General features: G+C 63.6%; 14 protein-coding genes. 6 read left to right on the forward strand and 8 right to left on the reverse strand.

Annotated features, from left to right (window positions below; translation table 11 throughout):
* Positions 1-333: 333 nt before the first annotated feature.
* The 5 genes from KHO23_RS23020 to KHO23_RS23040 all read right to left on the reverse strand — a co-directional run bounded on the left by KHO23_RS23020 (position 334) and on the right by KHO23_RS23040 (position 5,294).
* Positions 334-843: a disulfide bond formation protein B gene (locus tag KHO23_RS23020; protein WP_211613535.1), complete on the reverse strand. Its 510-nt coding sequence runs from the start codon at positions 841-843 to the stop codon at positions 334-336.
* A 134-nt stretch (positions 844-977) separates the two neighbouring features.
* The gene (locus tag KHO23_RS23025) at positions 978-2,357 is read right to left on the reverse strand and encodes an amidase (RefSeq protein WP_211613536.1); all 1,380 of its coding nucleotides are present in this window, start codon (positions 2,355-2,357) and stop codon (positions 978-980) included.
* Positions 2,358-2,432: 75 nt separating this feature from the next.
* Positions 2,433-3,113: a GntR family transcriptional regulator gene (locus tag KHO23_RS23030; protein WP_211613537.1), complete on the reverse strand. Its 681-nt coding sequence runs from the start codon at positions 3,111-3,113 to the stop codon at positions 2,433-2,435.
* Positions 3,114-3,244: 131 nt separating this feature from the next.
* Positions 3,245-4,597 (reverse strand): MFS transporter, encoded by a 1,353-nt coding sequence (locus tag KHO23_RS23035; protein ID WP_211613538.1) that lies wholly within the window; start codon positions 4,595-4,597, stop codon positions 3,245-3,247.
* Between the two features lie 7 nt (positions 4,598-4,604).
* Entirely contained in the window at positions 4,605-5,294 is a 690-nt protein-coding gene (locus tag KHO23_RS23040; RefSeq protein WP_211613539.1) for a DUF2848 domain-containing protein, read from the reverse strand.
* Between the two features lie 220 nt (positions 5,295-5,514).
* Between KHO23_RS23040 and KHO23_RS23045 the strand changes: the two genes are divergently transcribed.
* From KHO23_RS23045 to KHO23_RS23055, 3 genes are all read left to right on the forward strand, one after another.
* A complete protein-coding gene (locus KHO23_RS23045) occupies positions 5,515-7,272 on the forward strand; it encodes a cation:proton antiporter (RefSeq protein ID WP_211613540.1) in 1,758 nt (585 codons plus the stop codon).
* Between the two features lie 128 nt (positions 7,273-7,400).
* A complete protein-coding gene (locus KHO23_RS23050; protein ID WP_211613541.1) occupies positions 7,401-8,909 on the forward strand; it encodes a gamma-glutamyl-gamma-aminobutyrate hydrolase family protein in 1,509 nt (502 codons plus the stop codon).
* A 611-nt stretch (positions 8,910-9,520) separates the two neighbouring features.
* The gene (locus KHO23_RS23055) at positions 9,521-10,237 is read left to right on the forward strand and encodes a DUF2968 domain-containing protein (RefSeq protein ID WP_211613542.1); all 717 of its coding nucleotides are present in this window, start codon (positions 9,521-9,523) and stop codon (positions 10,235-10,237) included.
* Positions 10,238-10,327: 90 nt separating this feature from the next.
* Here KHO23_RS23055 and KHO23_RS23060 read toward each other — a convergent pair whose 3' ends face one another.
* Positions 10,328-11,530, reverse strand: coding sequence for a hypothetical protein (locus tag KHO23_RS23060; protein ID WP_211613543.1), 1,203 nt, complete (start codon positions 11,528-11,530; stop codon positions 10,328-10,330).
* A gap of 278 nt (positions 11,531-11,808) precedes the next feature.
* The gene (locus KHO23_RS23065; protein WP_211613544.1) at positions 11,809-12,333 is read right to left on the reverse strand and encodes a GNAT family N-acetyltransferase; all 525 of its coding nucleotides are present in this window, start codon (positions 12,331-12,333) and stop codon (positions 11,809-11,811) included.
* 307 nt (positions 12,334-12,640) lie between these two features.
* Here KHO23_RS23065 and tcuC point away from each other — a divergent pair, with 307 nt between their 5' ends.
* Positions 12,641-13,942 carry an MFS transporter gene (gene tcuC, locus KHO23_RS23070; RefSeq protein ID WP_211613545.1) on the forward strand — a complete coding sequence of 434 codons (1,302 nt, stop codon included), beginning with the start codon at positions 12,641-12,643 and terminating at the stop codon, positions 13,940-13,942.
* Positions 13,943-14,108: 166 nt separating this feature from the next.
* Here tcuC and KHO23_RS23075 read toward each other — a convergent pair whose 3' ends face one another.
* Positions 14,109-15,956, reverse strand: a complete 1,848-nt coding sequence (locus KHO23_RS23075) for a tetratricopeptide repeat protein (RefSeq protein ID WP_211613546.1) — start codon at positions 15,954-15,956, stop codon at positions 14,109-14,111.
* 138 nt (positions 15,957-16,094) lie between these two features.
* Here KHO23_RS23075 and KHO23_RS23080 point away from each other — a divergent pair, with 138 nt between their 5' ends.
* Together KHO23_RS23080 and KHO23_RS23085 are read left to right on the forward strand one after the other, a co-directional pair.
* Positions 16,095-16,442 carry an ArsR/SmtB family transcription factor gene (locus KHO23_RS23080; RefSeq protein ID WP_236066958.1) on the forward strand — a complete coding sequence of 116 codons (348 nt, stop codon included), beginning with the start codon at positions 16,095-16,097 and terminating at the stop codon, positions 16,440-16,442.
* Positions 16,439-17,761, forward strand: coding sequence for a cation diffusion facilitator family transporter (locus KHO23_RS23085; protein ID WP_211613548.1), 1,323 nt, complete (start codon positions 16,439-16,441; stop codon positions 17,759-17,761). Before KHO23_RS23080 ends, KHO23_RS23085 begins: the two co-directional genes overlap by 4 nt.
* Positions 17,762-17,807 lie beyond the last annotated feature (46 nt).

Here is a 17,807-nt window from a genome sequence, read left to right on the forward strand (position 1 = left end):
TTCGCGCCGTGCCGGGAAGTTGCGTGAGTGGGGGCGGATTGGGGGAAACCAGACGGAGTGGGGGAGTGAGCGGGCTCATGGCCGTTGCTGCGGCGCACAAGATGCAGCAAGACGCAGGAAGAAGCGCGTGATTGCGGCTCGGCATTGATGCTTGCCAATCGCGTCTTCTTATCGCAAAAGCGAGGCGCAGCGATTACTGGCTGGGCTGGCCGAGGGTTGGCATAGCCGAATTCACGGGGCCGGATCCGATGTGAAAACGCCGGCCTTCGCGCCGCCGTAAAAGACGGTGCAAGGGCCGGCGCGAAGCCGCTTAATCTACTCGGAACTACTGGCTCAGCCGAACCGGCGGCGATTCTTGAGCAGGCTCAGCGCCAGCGGCACGAAGGCCACGACGAAAGCAACCAGCGACCACATGGGCAGCGACAGGCCGAGAATCGGCGGATAGGCCGTTTCGCAGAGCCCGGCGACCTTGAAGACGCCCGGCAGCCAATGCGCGGGCGGCAAGCTGTCGACCATCGGCTGCAGCGCGTCAAAACCGCAGCTGAAACCCGGATTCGCCTGAACATACACGTGCCGCGCGGCGCTCACGATGCCGGCCAACGCCGACAGGGCCGCCAGCACTTCGAGCAGCCGCACGCCACGCCAGCTATTGAAGCGCGCGCCGAGGAACGCAAAAATCGCGATCAGCAGGAAGAAGTAGCGCTGGATGATGCACAGCGGGCAGGGGTCTTCATGCAAACCGTATTGCAGATACAGCGCGCCGGCGACGAGGCCGACGCAGATCAGGCCAAGCAGAACCAGCAGGGAGCGCTCGCGGCGCAACATCGCATTGTCGTTATTCATGGATCGTGTGGCTGTCTGGAAACGGAAAGGGCGGGGGTGCCCGCGATTTTAGCGCGAACCCCCGCCCCGGCGCTTATCGCACTTTTAAGGTGCAATCCCGCTCCGTGTCCGATCAGTGCCTGCTCAGATCCCGATCAGCGAATTGCGTTGAGCACCCGTTCGGCGCCGCGGCCGATTGCCAGCAAGGCGTCGTCGGCGTGCGGCGCGCCTGCCAGCATCAGACCGACCGGCGGGTCGCCGCGCAGATGGCAGGGCAGCGACAGCGCGCAGGCGTCGAGGAAATTGAACGCGCTTGGATTGCGCAGGATCAGCGCGTTGGTGCGGCCAAACGCGTCGTCATCGGTGATCAGATCGGCCACGCGCGGCGGCACTACCGGCACGGTTGGTGCGACCACCACGTCGAAACGCTGCCATAGCGTGCGCGCGGCTTCGTCGAGCATGGCCTGGCGCTCGGCGACCAGGTCCAGATAGTCGACGGCGCTGGCGGGTTGACCCTTCAGGATGCGCACCAGCACGCGCGGATCGTACTGCTCGCGATGCTTTTCCAGCAGCGGACGGTGCCATGCATACGCTTCGATCGGCGAAAAGCCGAAGCGGTTGATTTCGGGCAGGCGGTCGAGCGGCGCGAAGCGCACTTCGCTGACGATCGCGCCGGCCGCTTCCAGATGCTTGAGCGCCGTGTCGATCGCGGCGGCGACGGCCGGTTCGACGCCGTCGGTCACGAAGTTCGTCAATACGCCCATGCGCACGCCTTCAAGCGGGCGGGCTGCCGGAATGCGGGGCTCGAGCCCGGCCAGCATGCGGTCGACCAGCGCGCAGCAGGCGACCGAGACGCCGATGGGCCCGAACGAGTCGAGCGTCGGCGAAAGCGGCACGCCGCCTTGTTTCGGGATGCGATCCGCGGTCGGTTTGAAGCCGGTCAGGCCGCACAGCGCCGCCGGGATGCGGATGGAGCCGCCGGTGTCGGTGCCGAGCGCGATGGCGGCCATGCCGTCGGCGACCGATGCCGCCGCGCCCGACGACGAACCGCCGGAAATCCGCTCATCGCCTTTCACGCCGCGCTGATACGGCGACAGCGGATGCCCGTAATGGGGGTTCAGGCCGAGTCCGGAAAACGCGAACTCACTCATATTGGTACGCCCGACAATCACCGCGCCCGCCCGTTTCAGGCGCGCAACCGCGACTGCGTCCGCCTTGGCGGCGGGCGCGTCGGCCAGCACCACGGAGCCGGCGCGAGTCGGCTGGCCTTCGATATCGAACAGGTCTTTGACGGACACCGGAATCCCGGCGAGCGGCGAGAGGACGGTGCCGGCGGCGCGCAGGCGGTCGTGCGCGTCAGCCGCGGCGCGGGCGCTGTCGGCGTCGACGTGCATGAAAGCGACCGCGCCCTGGCCGGCCGGATCGGCGATCCGTTCGAGCGCGGTTTCGACGAGCGCGCGGCTCGTGGTGCGGCCGGCGGCGAGGTCGGCGGCAAGCTGGGCTAGCGGCGGAAAGGGTGTGAATTCAGTGGCCATGATGTCGGGAGAATCCGGTTGAACCGGGTGAACCCGGTTGTGGTCGATTGGCTGCGGTCGATGAAATTCGGTCGATCAGATGCGGCTGAACAAGGTCGCGCGGAACGCTTCGATATGCTTTTGCACCGATTGCCGGGCGCCTTCGGCATTGCGTTCACGCAGCAGGCGAAACAGTTCCAGATGTTCTTCGTGCACGTCTTCGAGATGATGTGGCTCGGACAGCGAAATGAACCAGAAACGCAGCGAGCGTTCATGCAGACCACGCAGGATGTCGGCCAGCACCGCGTTGCGCGACGCCGCTGAAATCGCCAGATGAAATTCGCGGTCGATATCCATCATGCCTTCAATATCGTGCGCGGCGACGCAACGCTCGGAGCGCTCAAGCAAGGCCTGCATCGCGTCGAAGTCGTGTTGCTGCGCGTGGCGCGCGGCCAGTTCGACGCAATAGCTTTCGTTGACGAGCCGCACGTCGATGATCGCCAGCACATCGTCGAGCGAAACCGGGCGGACCATGATGCCCTTTCTCGGCATGATGGTGAGCATGCCTTCGTGCACCAGCCGGTGCAGCGCCTGATGAACCGGCGTTCTTCCGATGCCCGTCAGCGCCATCAATTCCGCTTCGTTGAGTACCTCGCTTGGGCGCAGCCGCATCGTGATGATCTCGCGCTTGACGAAGGCATAAGCCTGTTCGGCGAGGCTCGCCGAGGCGGTCTCGCGGGGGGCACTGGAACGGCGGGCAGTCTGCAAAAGCGTCATGTGAACAGGGAGCGAGCGGTGTCGTCCGCATTGTAGAGCAAGGTTTTGCGCAAACGGCGCCTGGCGGGAGCTTGCTTGCCGGCGCTGTCTGCGCGTGATGCGTGGTCCTTTGTCACCTCAATCAAAGTATGTCAGGCGCTCCTCGGCGTCACCGCCGCGGCGTGCTGCACCTTCACGCGCGGCATCATCAATGTAACCAGTCCGCCGACGATCAACGCCCCCGCGATCAGCACCAGCCCGAAGGTCACGCTATGCGTCGCGTCCTTGACGATGCCGAGCACATAGGGGCTCACATAGCCGGCCAGATTCGCAATCGAGTTGATCACGGCGATGCCGGCAACGGCCGCCGTGCCTTGCAGGAAGGTGGTGGACATCGACCAGAAGATGCCGAAGCCCGCCAGAATGCCGATATAGGCGATCGACAAACCGGTGACGGCGAGCGGAATCGAATTGGTCACCGAGGCGCTGCCGAGCAGGCCCGCCGCGCCGATGAAACAGCACACGGCGTAGTGCCAGCGCCGCTCGCCCGTGATATCCGACGAACGGCCGATCAGGATCATGCCGATGCCCGCGGCGAGATAAGGAATCGCGGTGACGAAGCCGTTCGTGACGAGATTCGTGACGCCGAGGTCCTTGACGATCTGCGGCAGCCAGAACGAGAAACCCGCATTACCCGTGACGAGGCAGAAGTAGATCAGCGTCAGCAGCCAGAAGCGGCTCGAGCGCAAGGCGACCTTCAAGCTATGCTCGGCGCCGGCTGCCGCGGCGGCCGTGTTTTCGCGAGAGAGCCGGCTGAGAATCACGCGCTTTTCGTCGTCGGTGAGCCAGGCGGCTTCGGCGGGCGTGTTGCGCAACACGGCGAGCGCCCAGAAGCCGGCGAGGATCGACGGAATCCCTTCGATCAGGAACATCCACTGCCAGCCGCGCAAGCCGTGCGCTTCATGCAGCGCCGACATCAGAAAGCCTGACAAGGGCGCGCCGATGATGCCCGCGACCGGAATCGCCGCCATGAACACTGCGACCATCCGCGCGCGCCGGTCGGACGGAAACCAGAAGGTCAGATACAGCACCACGCCCGGCACGAGCCCGGCCTCGGCGACGCCGAGGAAAAAGCGCAGCACGTAGAACATCGTTTCCGAGCGCACGAACATCATGAGACACGACAGCAGCCCCCACAGCATCGTGATGCGGGCGATGGTGGCGCGGGCGCCGAACTTCTTCAGCAGCAGATTGCTCGGCACTTCAAATACGAAGTAGCCGAAGAAAAAGATCCCCGCGCCGAGTCCGTACGCCGCGTTCGAAAGGCCGAGGTCGCCGGTGAACTGCAGCTTCGCATAACCGATGTTGACGCGGTCCAGGTACGACAACACGTAGACGAGAAACAGGAACGGCATGATGCGCCAGGTGATCTTGCGCAGGGCGGCGGCTTCGAGCCACGCGTCTGACGACGCATCGGCGTTGCCGGATAGCGAAGGGGAGCTCATGGGTGCCTCATTCGACGATAGGTAGCGCGGTCACGCGGTAGGCGTGGCGCAGCGTGCGGTTCAGGATGGGGTCGTGCAGTTCGAGTTCGAGCGCGTCGCCGTCCGCCATGCCGACGATCCCGCCTTGTACGGCCAGCGTGCCACAGAACATCGCAGCGCCAACTGCCACGGGCGCGCGCTCCAGCAGATCGGCGGCCGGCAGCAGCGAGGCGACGCTGCCTTGCTGATAGATGCGGCGCTCGCCGTTGTTCGTCACCGCGAAAGCACGCAGTTCAAGCTGATCCCAGTGGCCGGCGACATCGTCGAAACGCCAGGCGTCGCGTGCGACCGGCTTCGGGCAAACCTGTTTGGACACGGTGACGCCGTAGGCCTCGACTTCACGGTCGGTGTGATCGGAGCCGACGGTGACGAGCAGCCCCGCTTTCGAGCGCACCAGCACGCACTCCGCTTCGCCGCTGGACTTCACGCCGACCACGTCGATCTGTTCGGCCTGCGTCAGCAACGCGGCGCCGAGGCGATAGAAGCAGGGGGTGGTCGAGGGCCGCTTCACGCCGAGTTCGGCCAGTTCGGCGATGTGATGCTCGATCGCCGCCTGATCGCGCCCGGCCCAGCCGGCGATCGTCAGACGATTCACTTCGACGCTATCGGCGCGACTCTCGCCGGAACGATCTACCACATTGAACGACACCTGCTGCATCACTCGACTCCCAAGAAAATATGCTTCAAATATTATTGTGATATTTCACTTGTGTCCAGCGTGTCAAAAAAGTTTCGGAAGAAGCGGTTAGCTGCGCGCCTTGTATGTCTTGTAGTTCGGCGAATCCCATGTCCTTTCGACGTTTGCGCGATGCGGTGCGACGCATGCGTGCGTTACACTGCGTTTTTTGAGACATTACTATTTGTAAGGAAATGCGTTCATGCATCACGGCATTGGCTTCATTCAGGATCTGGCGGTCGTGATGGCGCTCGCCGGCGTCGTCACCGTGCTGTTCCATCGCCTGAAACAGCCGGTGGTGCTGGGCTACATCGCCGCGGGCGTGATCATCGGGCCGTACACGCCGCCATTCCAGTTGATCCACGACGAGCAGACCATCCAGACGCTCGGCGAACTCGGCGTGGTGTTCCTGATGTTTTCGCTCGGGCTCGAATTCAGTCTGCGCAAGCTCTTCAAGGTTGGCGCGACGGCGATCGTCGCGGCGCTTTCTGAAATCGTGCTGATGCTGTGGATCGGCTACGAAATCGGCAGCGCGTTCGGCTGGAGCCCGATGGACTCGCTGTTTCTCGGTGCGATTCTCGCGATCTCGTCGACGACTATCATCGTCAAGGCGCTGTCGGAGCTGGGCCTGAAGCGCGAGAGCTTCGCGCAACTGGTATTCGGCATTTTGATCGTCGAGGACATTCTCGCCATTGCGATGCTGGTGCTGCTCTCCGGCATTGCGCAGACCGGGCAATTGAGCGCTGGCCTCGCCGTTATGACGCTCGGCAAGCTGTTGCTCTTCATGACGGTGTCGCTGGTGGTGGGCATTCTGGTCGTGCCGCGTGCGTTGAACTACGTGGCGCGCGCCAAAAGCGACGAAATGCTGCTGGTGTCGGTGCTCGGGTTCTGTTTCGGCTTCTGTCTGCTGGTGGTGAAGCTCGACTACAGCATGGCACTCGGCGCGTTCCTGATCGGCGCGATCATGGCCGAGTCGCGCCATCTGCATCGGATCGAGCACCTGATCGCGCCGCTGCGCGACGCCTTTTCGGCGATCTTCTTCGTGACGATCGGCCTGATGCTGAACCCGGCCGTGCTGGTCGACTACGCATGGCCGATTGCGGTGATTACGGTGGCGGTGATCGTCGGCAAGATCGTTTCGTGCGGCCTCGGCACCTTTCTCGCCGGCAAGGATGGGCGCACGGCGATGCGGGTCGGCATGACCGTCTCCCAGATCGGCGAGTTCTCGTTCATCATCGCGTCGCTCGGCTTGACCTTGAAGGTGACGAGCGCGTTTCTGTATCCGGTCGCGGTAGCCGTCTCTGCGTTGACCACGCTTTTCACGCCTTATCTGATTCGCGCCGCCGATCCGCTGACGCAGCGCCTCGGGCACGCAATGCCGCGCACGCTCGCCAACGTGTTCGGCATGTATGGGCAGTGGCTGCGCAGTTTGAGCACCGGAACCGGCGAACCGACGCTGTTCAGCATGACGCGGCGGATCATTTTGCAGATCGCCGTCAATCTCGCCCTGGTCGCGGCGATTTTCCTGATCGTCTCGTATAGCGCGCCGTACACCAGCACATTGCTCGCACACTGGATGGCTTCCGAGCCGATACAGCGTGTGGTGCTGTGGAGCATTGCCCTGGTGCTGTCGATGCCGTTCCTGGTGGCGGTCTATCGCAAGACCAAGTCGCTCGCGCTGTTGCTCGCCGAGGTGAGCGTGCAGCCGGCGACGGCGGGGCGCTTGAACCATGCGATCCGTTACGCGATCTCCGACCTGGTGCCGGTGGTCTCGATGGTCGGCGTGTTTTTGCTGCTCGCGGCGCTCTCCGGCAGCATTTTGCCGCCGACGGGTCTCCTGACCGCGGTGCTGGTTTGCGCCGCGCTGCTGTTGGCGCTGGTTTGGCGCTGGTGCGTGAAAATCCACGCGGCGATGCAGATTGCCCTGCGCGAAACGTTCGATGAACAGCCGGATCCCTGAATTAGACGGTTCCGCACTTTGGCTCGCAACAATGTGAGTAATTGTGTGCGGGTTTGCCGGGCTTGCCGCGCTAGCGGATAATCAGGGCATATTCATTCGTTCGCGTGGAAGGCGCCTGTCTGACAGTCATGAGCGAAAACAAACCTGAAAACGCCGGCAAGCCCGGCAGCCCATCGTCGCCCTCGGGGACGCCAACGCCTTCGACGTCGTCAACGTCGTCCGGCACAACCCCCGGCGGGTCAAAGCCCGACACTTTGCCGCCCGAGCCGGTGGCCTCGCTACCGGTCTCCCATGAAGATTCCATTCAGTCCGCGATCAAAGATATCGTGACGCCGGCGGCTGAGGAGGCCAAAGCGAGGTCGTCGACCGACGATCCCGACAGCGCCTTCACCGTCCCCCCCACCAGTGCGCAAACGGCGCAGCAACGCGACGCGGCTGAAGCGCGCAGTGCGGCTGCCGCGTCGACCGCGAAGCAGGAGGCCGAGGCCCATGAGCGCGAGGCAGCCAGCAGGGCGGGTTATGTCGCCAAAGGTCCCGTTTCGCGTCCGATTACGGTCGGAGGCAGCGATCCGCTCGTTGGCGAATTGAGCGTGACGGTTGAGGAGACTGCCGTCACGGAAACAGAAGGGAATGTGGAAGAAGCGGGGAAAGCAGCCGCCGCGGCTCGCCCGGCCGGCTCGCCGCCGCCGGGTTTTGGCGCTGCGCCAGACTTCACTGCATCGAACCCGCCGCCACCGAACGCGTTGCCGCCGTCGCCGCCACGCTATCTGAAGCAAAGCGATTCGGCGTGGACCGTGTTCGGCCGCATCATCGCGGCGCGCGCGCGTCAACTGTTCGATCGCGCGGGCCAACGGATCACGCAGCGCACGCTGCGCATCGGCGTGTCGGCGCGCATCTTCCATCCGGAGCCGGGCGCGAAGGGGTTGCGAGGCAAGACGCTGCAATACCTCGAGGAATCGATCGCGCACTGGGTCATGTCGCGCGACGTGCTGGTGTTCATGATTCCGACAGTCGGCCATCAGGGCATGCTGCACCCGAGCAATATCCGTTTGCGCGACTATGCAAAGCATCTCGACGGTCTGCTGCTGCAGGGCGGCGCGGACGTCTCGCCGCAGTCCTATGCGGAACAGGCGACGAGCCACGAGTGGCCGGGCGACCGCGTGCGCGACATGTACGAACTTGAACTGCTGCACGAGTTCATCGAATCGGGCAAGCCGGTGCTCGGTGTGTGCCGCGGTTGCCAGCTAATCAATGTGGCGTTCGGCGGCACCCTGTACCAGGACATTGCCACCGACGTCCCGACCGCCGGTGCGCACGTCAACGAGAACTACGATCAGCATCGGCACAGCGTTCATTTCCCGGATGGTTCGACTCTCGTCAATATGTTTCCGGGCCGGCGTGAGGCGATCGTCAACTCGATTCATCATCAGGCGGTCAAGACGCTTGGCCGCGATCTGAATATCGAGGCGGTGTCGGCGTCGGACGGCATCATTGAGGCCGTGCGCTATCGGCGTGCGCCGTTCGTGATGGGGGTGCAGTGGCATCCGGAGTTTCATCGCGCGGGCGGCCCGGAGTTGCTCGATTGCACGCCGTTGCTGGATACCTTCCTCAGGGTTGCGCGCGAAACGCGGTTTTAATCCTGCGCCTTTAGGCCGCGCGTTCGGGTCTGGTCGCTCAGGCTCGAATTCTTGCGGGGCGTTGCCGCCATGTTCGGCGGCGCGCCTCGCGCGGTTGCTTTCTCACTCCGGTTTTTCCTTCGTCTTCGCTTCTCTATAGACGCGGTGTTTGCTATTCACCGGTCATCGGCGACGCGCTATAAAGATAGCCAGGATGACGAGTGATTGTCGACCGGGGCGCGCAAGTCGCTCGAGATTTCACAAGGCGATTTCTCCGACGGACCTTATGCCGCCTCCTCTTTATCGAGCTTGTGCGAAATGAAAAACGCGCAGGTCAAGCAATCTACTTATCTGGCTATCTATCTCCATATTGTCGCTCTGCTTGACGGTGGAATCGCGCGAACGCTGTGCAGATTAGGAAACGTCTGATGAGGCATGCATGAGTCAGATTGTTGCGTTTTTGTCTTATCTGAAATTTTTTATTTCGCGACTGGTGAGTCCATTCGGTCAAATCATTCGTTATCGATTTATCTCGATTTAAAGTCGGTCAATGCGACACCAGAGTGCTTCGCTTAACGGCTAATCCGCGCGATAATCTGCGGCTGTTTTGGATTCGCATGGAGCATGCACGTATGAAGTACCCCTTAATTGTACGGCGCGCCATGCTGCTCGCGACCTCGTGTGCGCTGTTGCAGCATGGTGGGTTCGTGCTGGCAGCGCAAAGTGGCGAGGCCGCACCTCTGGTCGGTACCCGCCCGGCCATGAATACGCTAACGCCGCAACCGGTCGCCGCTGCGCTGCGCAGTGCGGCATCAGGCACGCCCGCTGCCGCTGGCGACGCGCAAGGCAATGTTGCCGAACTGATGCAGATGATTCACGACGCGAAGCTGAGCGAATTACGCACCACGTATAACGGCAGTTACGGTGCGAGTCTGTTTTTCTATCCGCAGGAAATGACGTACTACGTCGCGCTCTTTCAGGACAAGCATTTCTGGCGCGTGATCAAGTCAGCGGACATAGGTCGTGCTGAAGCGGTCTACGCCGGCTTTGTCCAGCAGACAGCCCAACTCGCGGACGTCGAGATTCGCCGCACGCAGTTGCAGGCGCAGAAGGCGTATATCGAAGACATCATCGCGTTGTCGGAAGATCGCGCCAAGCGGTTGCAGGCCGATCTCGATGTCGCGCGTACACAGCAGGCCAAGGTCAACGACTACCAACGGCAGACGCAAGGCGAGGCGGTTGCGCTGCACGCGGAAAAGGAAAAGGCGCAGGCGCAGTTGCGTCAGGTGCAAGGCGAAGTGATGCAGTTGCAGCGGCAGACCGAATTCGGATTGCCCACCCTGAAGTAAGCGCGTGAGCGTAAAAAAGCCCGGCAATGCAAAATTGCCGGGCTTTTTTGTGCCGTGACTTCGCGATAACGGCGCGCTTGCTTGACGAGCTTACTTCACGAACTGATCGGGCACCTCGGTTACGCGACGATGCGACATCTGATTGACCCATTCTGTCCCACCGTTTTCAGGTGCGTTGATCGATGAAGCAGGGCGCGATGGCGGCGCAATATTGCGCAGGTGTGTGCCAGCTGACATGGTCATCGATGCATATTCGTCGGTGCCGAGTTGCGATGGCGCGAGCGGCGAGTAGGGACCCGCCGACGATGGTTTCGGCGACGTTCGTTGTGCATTCGCCGGCACTGTGATCTGCGGCGTTTCGTAATTTGTCGACGAGATGCTCGGCAACTGCGGTGACACCTGAGTCGCAACGATGGCCTGCGAACTGCGCCCGCTTCGTTCGTCCCGGCTCGGGGCGTTTTCGCGAAGCCTATCCCTGCGTCGCGAAACGTTTCTGCCGGCTGTAGCGTGCGGCGGTGCTGCCTTGACTGTCGCGACGATTTCCGTGGCGGGACTCGCCGTAAAATCGCGCCGCCGAGTCGCGGCGAGTGCCTGCGATGAAGTATCAGGCGACGCGGCTGCGGATGCGGAGACAGATGCACCCGCACCCGCCACGCTCGCCATATCCACAGGCAACAACGCGGCGCCCGATGCTGGCGCCGCTGCACGGTTGCTAGCATCGGCGTAGGGCGTGACAGCGGCATCCGGCGAGTGACGATTCGCCAACTGCGCCTCCTGACGGACTGGGGCGTTTGCCGCTAGCCTGGCATCGCTAGTCGCTTGACGCTGCGTCAGATGGTCGAACGCAACCCATGCAAGCATCGCCGCGCCGCCGAGCGCACAAGCGCCGCCCGCCAGCGCACCCCAATGCATCGACCCGCCGCGCGGAGAGGCAGGAACCGACGGTGCGCCGACCGGCGAGAAAGCTGCTGCTTCAGCGGACATTCGCAACGATTCGTCGGCCGGTGCGTCGAATACGGTTGTCGAGGTGGCAGGCGAGGCGAAGCTTGAGGACGCAACCGGCGGCTTGCGCAACGAATCCCACTGGCAGAGCGCGCGGATGGTTTCCGCATTCAGACAGAAGGTACGCAACACGGCCGCATAGAGCGCCTTGAGTTCCGCACGCAAACTGTACGCCGGCGGCAGCAGCGCCCAATCGCGGCCGAATGGTGCGGGAAGCAGGCGGCCCAGCGGCGACAGGCTCGGCAGCGCCATGGAGCCTTGGATCAGGGTGAGGGGGATGGTGGTCGACATCGGTATCTTCGCAGCGCCTCGTAAAGGGGCCGCGGGCTGGCGGCTCAGGGGCTCTGGCTTCGGAGCGATACGTATGAAAGCGCGGTACGCAACGCCATATGGAAACGCCGCGCTCAGGTCGAGCGCGCCGCCGCGTGAGCGGTCACTGAGAAGCCATCGGGGTGTCGAAGATGATGCCTGCAAGCAGCCGAACTAACGATCGGATTGTTCCGAAAAGGCGCGCCGGTTCGTTCAGAGTCTGCCCCTTCTGAACGACGGCCAAACAGGTCGCGCCTGTTTCACCGATCCAGCCGGTACACATAGCGCAGTGCAGTAATATCCACGCCGCCCATGTGATCCGGTTCGGCGCCGACAAACTGCCAGCCCTGCTTTTCATAAAAACCGATCGCCGACGTGTTGCCCTCGAGCACGTAAAGGTACAACTGCGTCTCTCCCCGCGCGCGAGCCCAGTCTTCGGCTGCGCGCATCAACAGCTTGCCCGCGCCGATGCCCTGGTGCCCCGGCAGCGCATGCAGGTTGTCGAGCAGGACACCCCATGCGGACTCCGGTTGCCTCTCGACGCAGACAAAGCCAATCGGCTCGCCCGCGAGTTCGGCGATCAGGACCATGCGGCGCTCGCCGCCCGGTGCGCGCAGGCGCGCTTCCCAATAGGCGGCGCGCTCCCGCGTCACTTCGCCGTCGAGAAATGCGTCCGGCAGCAGTCCGCGATAGGTAGCCTGCCAGCTAGCGCTATGGATCGAGGCGATCAGTGCTGCATCCGCGAGAGTCGCAGGGCGCAGCGAAAGTGCGCGGGAGGTTGGCATCGGGAGGGTGGTCAACGGGAATTGCCTGTCTGCAAAAAGTCTACCGCAAGGGTGAGCCGACGTTGTCTGTAATGAAACTGTATGGAATGCGCGACAGTGCCATGAACGGTAACATTACGTGCTGCGGTCTCTGGCTGTTTCTCAACGTTTACCCTGATACCACGCGAATGCGTTCGGCATGAGAATGCAGCGCCCCCGGCGCGTCCAATCAAGCTGCCTGTGGCATCCGCTTGCCGAACACAGTGGATCGTTTCAACTGCCTGAGCGCCACCGAGTCTGCGTGGCGACGGGCTAATAAGAGAATGTCATGTCTACTGCGTCACACGCTACCGCTTCATCCAAAGAATCCAAGGTCAAGACAGTGTTCCGCGTGGTCAGCGGCAACTTTCTTGAGATGTACGACTTCATGGTCTATGGCTATTACGCGTCCGCGATTGCCAAGACCTATTTTCCAAGCGGCAACGATTTTGCCTCGCTGATGCTGGCGCTGTCGGTATTCGGCGCGGGCTTCCTGATGCGCCCGCTGGGCGCAATCGTGCTGGGCGCGTACATCGACCATCACGGCCGACGCAAAGGCCTGATTCTCACGCTTGGCCTGATGGCGCTCGGCACGCTCACGGTCGCCGCGATTCCAGGCTACGCGACCATCGGCGTACTTGCCCCAGTGCTCGTGCTTGGTGGCCGGCTGCTGCAAGGCTTCTCCGCCGGGGTCGAACTGGGTGGCGTGTCGGTCTATCTGTCGGAGATCGCCACCAAGGGCAACAAGGGCTTCTATTGCGCATGGCAGTCGGGCAGCCAGCAGGTTGCCGTGGTGTTCGCCGCGCTGATCGGCGTGTTCCTGAACAAGTGGTTGCCCGCTGACCAGATGACGGCCTGGGGCTGGCGCGTGCCGTTCCTGATCGGCTGCCTGATCGTGCCGTTCCTGTTCCTGATTCGTCGCTCGTTGCAGGAAACCGAGGAATTCACGGCGCGCAAGCATCATCCGAGCATGGGCGAGATCATGAAGACGATGGCCGCGAACTGGGGCATCGTGCTGGGCGGTATGGGCATGGTCATCATGACCACCGTGTCGTTCTACATGATCACGGCCTACACACCGACCTTCGGCAAGGAAGTGCTGAAGCTGTCGTCGATCGATACGCTCGTCGTCACCGTCTGTATCGGGTTGTCGAACCTCGTCTGGTTGCCGCTCTCGGGCGCGTTGTCGGACCGTATCGGCCGCCGTCCGGTGCTGCTGGCCTTCACGATCCTGACGATCGTCACCGCGTATCCGGCGCTGCAATGGCTGGTCGCCGAGCCGTCGTTCGCTCGCCTTCTGGCCGTCGAGCTGTGGTTGTCGTTCCTGTACGGCAGCTACAACGGTGCAATGGTGGTGGCGCTGACCGAAGTGATGCCGGTCGAAGTGCGGACCGCCGGTTTCTCGCTGGCCTACAGCCTGGCTACAACGATTGGCGGTTTCACGCCGGCCATCTCGACGCTGCTGATTCACAACACTGGCAACAAGGCCGCGCCTGGCCTGTTCCTGGGCGTGGCGGCGATCTGTGGGCTGATCGCGACGCTGGTGCTGTATCGCACGCCCGAGTCGCGCGATCAGTATCGAACGGCTTAAGGTCGAGCTGAAGGTTCACGGCTCAAGCGGACAAACAAAAACCCCGCGTTCGTGAGAACGCGGGGTTTTTTCATGGGTGTCGCATCGACACCTGGCATTCAGCTTCGATGAGAACGTCTCGCTAACCGAGGCGCAAGTCGTTTGCAACGGCTTTCATCACGTCTCGCTATCCAAGGCGCAACTCGTTGGCCACCGCCTCCACCACGTCGCCCCACGCGCCGGGTTGTGGCTGGCGCAGCAGCGTTGCGCCCGGATACCACGGGCTGCGCGTCTCGCCGACGAACCAGCGCCAATCCGCGGCGAACGGCAGCATCAGCCACAGCGGTTTTCTCAGCGCGCCGGCGAGGTGAGCGATCGACGTATCGATCGAGACGACCGCGTCGAGCCGCTCAATGATCGCCGCGGTATCCGCAAAATCGCCGATCCGTTTATCCAACCGATGAATCGACGCCGCGCGCGGATGCGCGTCGAGCACCGCGCGTTCTTCGGCGCTCAATTCGGGTTGCAGCACGATCCAGTCGATCCCTTCGAGCGCGAACAGCGGCGCAAGCGCCTCGAGCGGCATCGAACGGGTTTCGTTCTGCTGGATGCGTCCCGACCACGCAATGCCGATCTTGCGCTTCGCATGACCGCCGAGCGAACCGCGCCATTTGCGGCCGTAAGCCGGCGGCGTGCTCAGATAAGGCGTGCGGGCCGGAATGGTGTCGTAGGTTGTGCCGAGCGCGAGCGGCAGGCTCAGCAGCGGGCAGTGCAGATCTGCTGTGGGCCGCGGCGTGCCCTGGGCGATCAGCGTGACGCGCCATGCTTGCGCGGCCGGTGCGAGCAGCGGCAGCAGTTGCGGCTGCACTTCGAGTACGACGCGCGCGGCACGCTGCGCGGCCAGTGGCACGAAGCGCACGAATTGCAACGTATCGCCGAAACCCTGCTCGGCATGGACGAAAAGCGTACGTTGTTCGATCGGCTCGCCGTGCCAGCGCGGCAACGTCTGGATGACCGGCTGCGAGGTGGTCTGCAGCCGCCATTCGTATTCCGGCAGTCCGCGCCCGAAATCGCGCAATGCGAGCCAGGCGAGCGCGCGGTTCATGTGCGCAGACGCGAGATCGGGGCGCAAGCGCAACGCCTGATCGAATGCCCGCACCGCCGCGGCGTGCGCGCCGAGCGCCTGATGCGCTGTGCCGAGACTCAGCCATGCGAGCGCGAATTGCGGATCGAGACCCACCGCGCGTTCGAGATACGGCAGCGCTTGTGCATGGCGTCCCAGCGCCGCGAGCGCGTTGCCGAGCCCGAAGATGGTGGGCGGCAGGTTCGGCTGCAAGGCGAGCGCCGCCTGGAAAGAGGCGACCGCTTTTTCGTGGCGGCCGGTGGCGTCGAGCGTATTGGCAAGATTGAAGTGCGCGGCGACGAAACGCGGTTCGGCCGCCAGCGCCGCCTGAAAGCACGGGATCGCCTCGTCCGCGCGGTCGAGCGCGTTCAGCGACATGCCCAGATTGTTGAGCGCGCCCGCATGCCCCGGGCGCAGTTCGAGCGCGCGCTGGAACGACGCGATCGCTTCCGTATGACGGCCGAGCGCATGCAATGCGTTGCCGAGATTGTTATGCGACGAAGCGTCGTTCGGTTGCAGGCGCAACGACTTTTCGAAGGCGTCGGCGGCGTCTTCGTGGCGGCCCACCGACGCGTACGCATTGCCCAGGTTGTAGTGCGCCATAGGAAAAGACGGCGCCAGCGTCAGCGCATTGCGGAACTGTTCGATGGCGTCGTCGATCTGGCCCAGCGCCTTGAGTGCGTTGCCGAGGTTCAGTTGCAGCGCGGCGTCTTCCGGGCGCAGGTTCACCGCGCGCCGCACGAGCTCGGCGGCTTCGGCGTGCTGGCCCTGCTGGTGGCGCAGAACGCCCAGCAGGTGCAACGCATCGACGTGCATGGGATTGCCGTCGAGCGTCGCGCGATAGCCGCGTTCGGCGTCGTCGAGGCGGCCGTCACGATGCGCCGCGAAAGCGCGGTCAAATACTTGTTGCATGACGGGGGATGGGATTTCGGGTAGGGCGAACGCCGCATTTTCCCACACTCGCCGGGGTGCCCTCCAATTTGACCTGTTGTCTCAATATCTATAACATGTGAATACCTGTTCATATGTATGTCCATGATGGCCTCAACCATGGCTTCCGCCACACCGCCTGTCAGTTTCGAGGACCGACCCGTGGAGACGATCGTGCCGCTGGCCGACCTGTTTCGCCTGCTCGGCGACCCGACGCGCTTGCGCATCGTGCTCGCGTGCGTCGACGAGCGGCGCGCGGTCGGTGCGATTGCGGAGGGGCTGGGCTTGTCGCCGTCGCTGGTGAGCCACCATCTGCGGCTGTTGCGCGCGGCGCGGATCGTGCGTGCGGAGCGGCAGGGCAAGCAGGTGTTCTATCTTGCTGCCGACCGTCATATCAGCGCGATGCTGGCCGGCATGCTGGAGCATGTCGCGGAGCCTGCCGGCGAATTTCCTCTGGACCCGTCATGAAGAAAATTACGCCCTCAAACCGGGCCGCCGAAGAACGCGAGGATGACCACGCGCCGGTGTGGCTCGAAGGGGAGTCCGACGGGATTGATGGCGAAGATGCACAGGTCGAGGGCGATGAGCACGGGGCTCATGGTCAGGACGGGCATCGCCACGGTTCGGTTCGTCGAGATGTCGACGATGTGCAGGAGGGCGGCGCGCAGGATCATGGTGCACGCGTGCGCGGTCCGCACGACGATGGCGCCGAGACCGGCCATCCCCACAGCCACGACCCGGGCCACAGTCACGACCACGACCACAGCCAAAACGTCGACGGCCACTCCGGGCAGAGCCGAAGCGGGCAAAGCCGCAGCGACCACGGCCACGATAATCACGCGGGCCACAGCCACGCGGGCAACGGCCACGCCGGCCACAGCCACGCCGGCCATCACCACGCCCATGCACCCGCCGCAGGCCACGGCCGCGCCTTCGCACTCGCTGTCGCACTGAACGTAGCGATCGTGGTGATTCAAGCCGTCTACGGCGTGATCGCGCATTCCACCGCGCTGCTCGCCGACGCCGGCCACAACCTCTCCGACGTGCTCGGCCTGCTGCTCGCCTGGGGCGCCGCCTGGCTCGCCACGCGCCGTCCGTCGGCACGCTATACCTTCGGCTACGGCAGTTCGTCGATCCTGGCGTCGCTCGCCAACGCGGCGCTATTGCTGTTCGCGTGCGGCGTGATCGTCGCCGAGGCGATCGGGCGCCTGGTGAACCCGGGACCGGTCGCGGGAGGGGTGGTGTTCGTCGTCGCGGCGGTCGGCGTAGTGGTGAACGGCTTCTCGGCGTGGCTCTTCATGCGCGGCCAGAAAGAAGACCTGAACATTCGCGGCGCTTTTCTGCATATGGCCGCGGACGCCGGCATCTCCGCCGCGGTCGCAATCAGCGGCCTTGTGATTCTCTATACCAACTGGACGTGGCTCGACCCGGTGATGAGCCTGCTCGTCGTCGTGGTGGTGGTCTACGGCACGTGGGGCCTGCTGCGCGATTCGGTGCGCATGGCGCTAGACGCCGTGCCGCCCGGCGTCGATCTGCAGCCTATCCGCGATTATCTCGCGGAGCAGCCGGGCGTCACCGACGTGCACGATCTGCACGTTTGGGCCTTGTCGACCACCGGCAATGCACTCAGCGCACATCTGGTGATGCCGGCCGGCCATCCCGGCGACGAATCGCTTGACGGCATTGTCGTCACATTGCGCGAACGGTTTTCGATGCAGCACGCCACGCTGCAAGTCGACCTCGGCACCACCGAGCATCAATGTGCAATGAATCATCCGCGCGATTGATGCAGCGCACCGTTGAGCGGATTCCGGGCGGCGTACACTAGGACGT

This window comes from Paraburkholderia haematera, assembly GCF_905220975.1.
In the GTDB taxonomy this organism is placed as follows: Bacteria; Pseudomonadota; Gammaproteobacteria; order Burkholderiales; family Burkholderiaceae; genus Paraburkholderia; species Paraburkholderia haematera.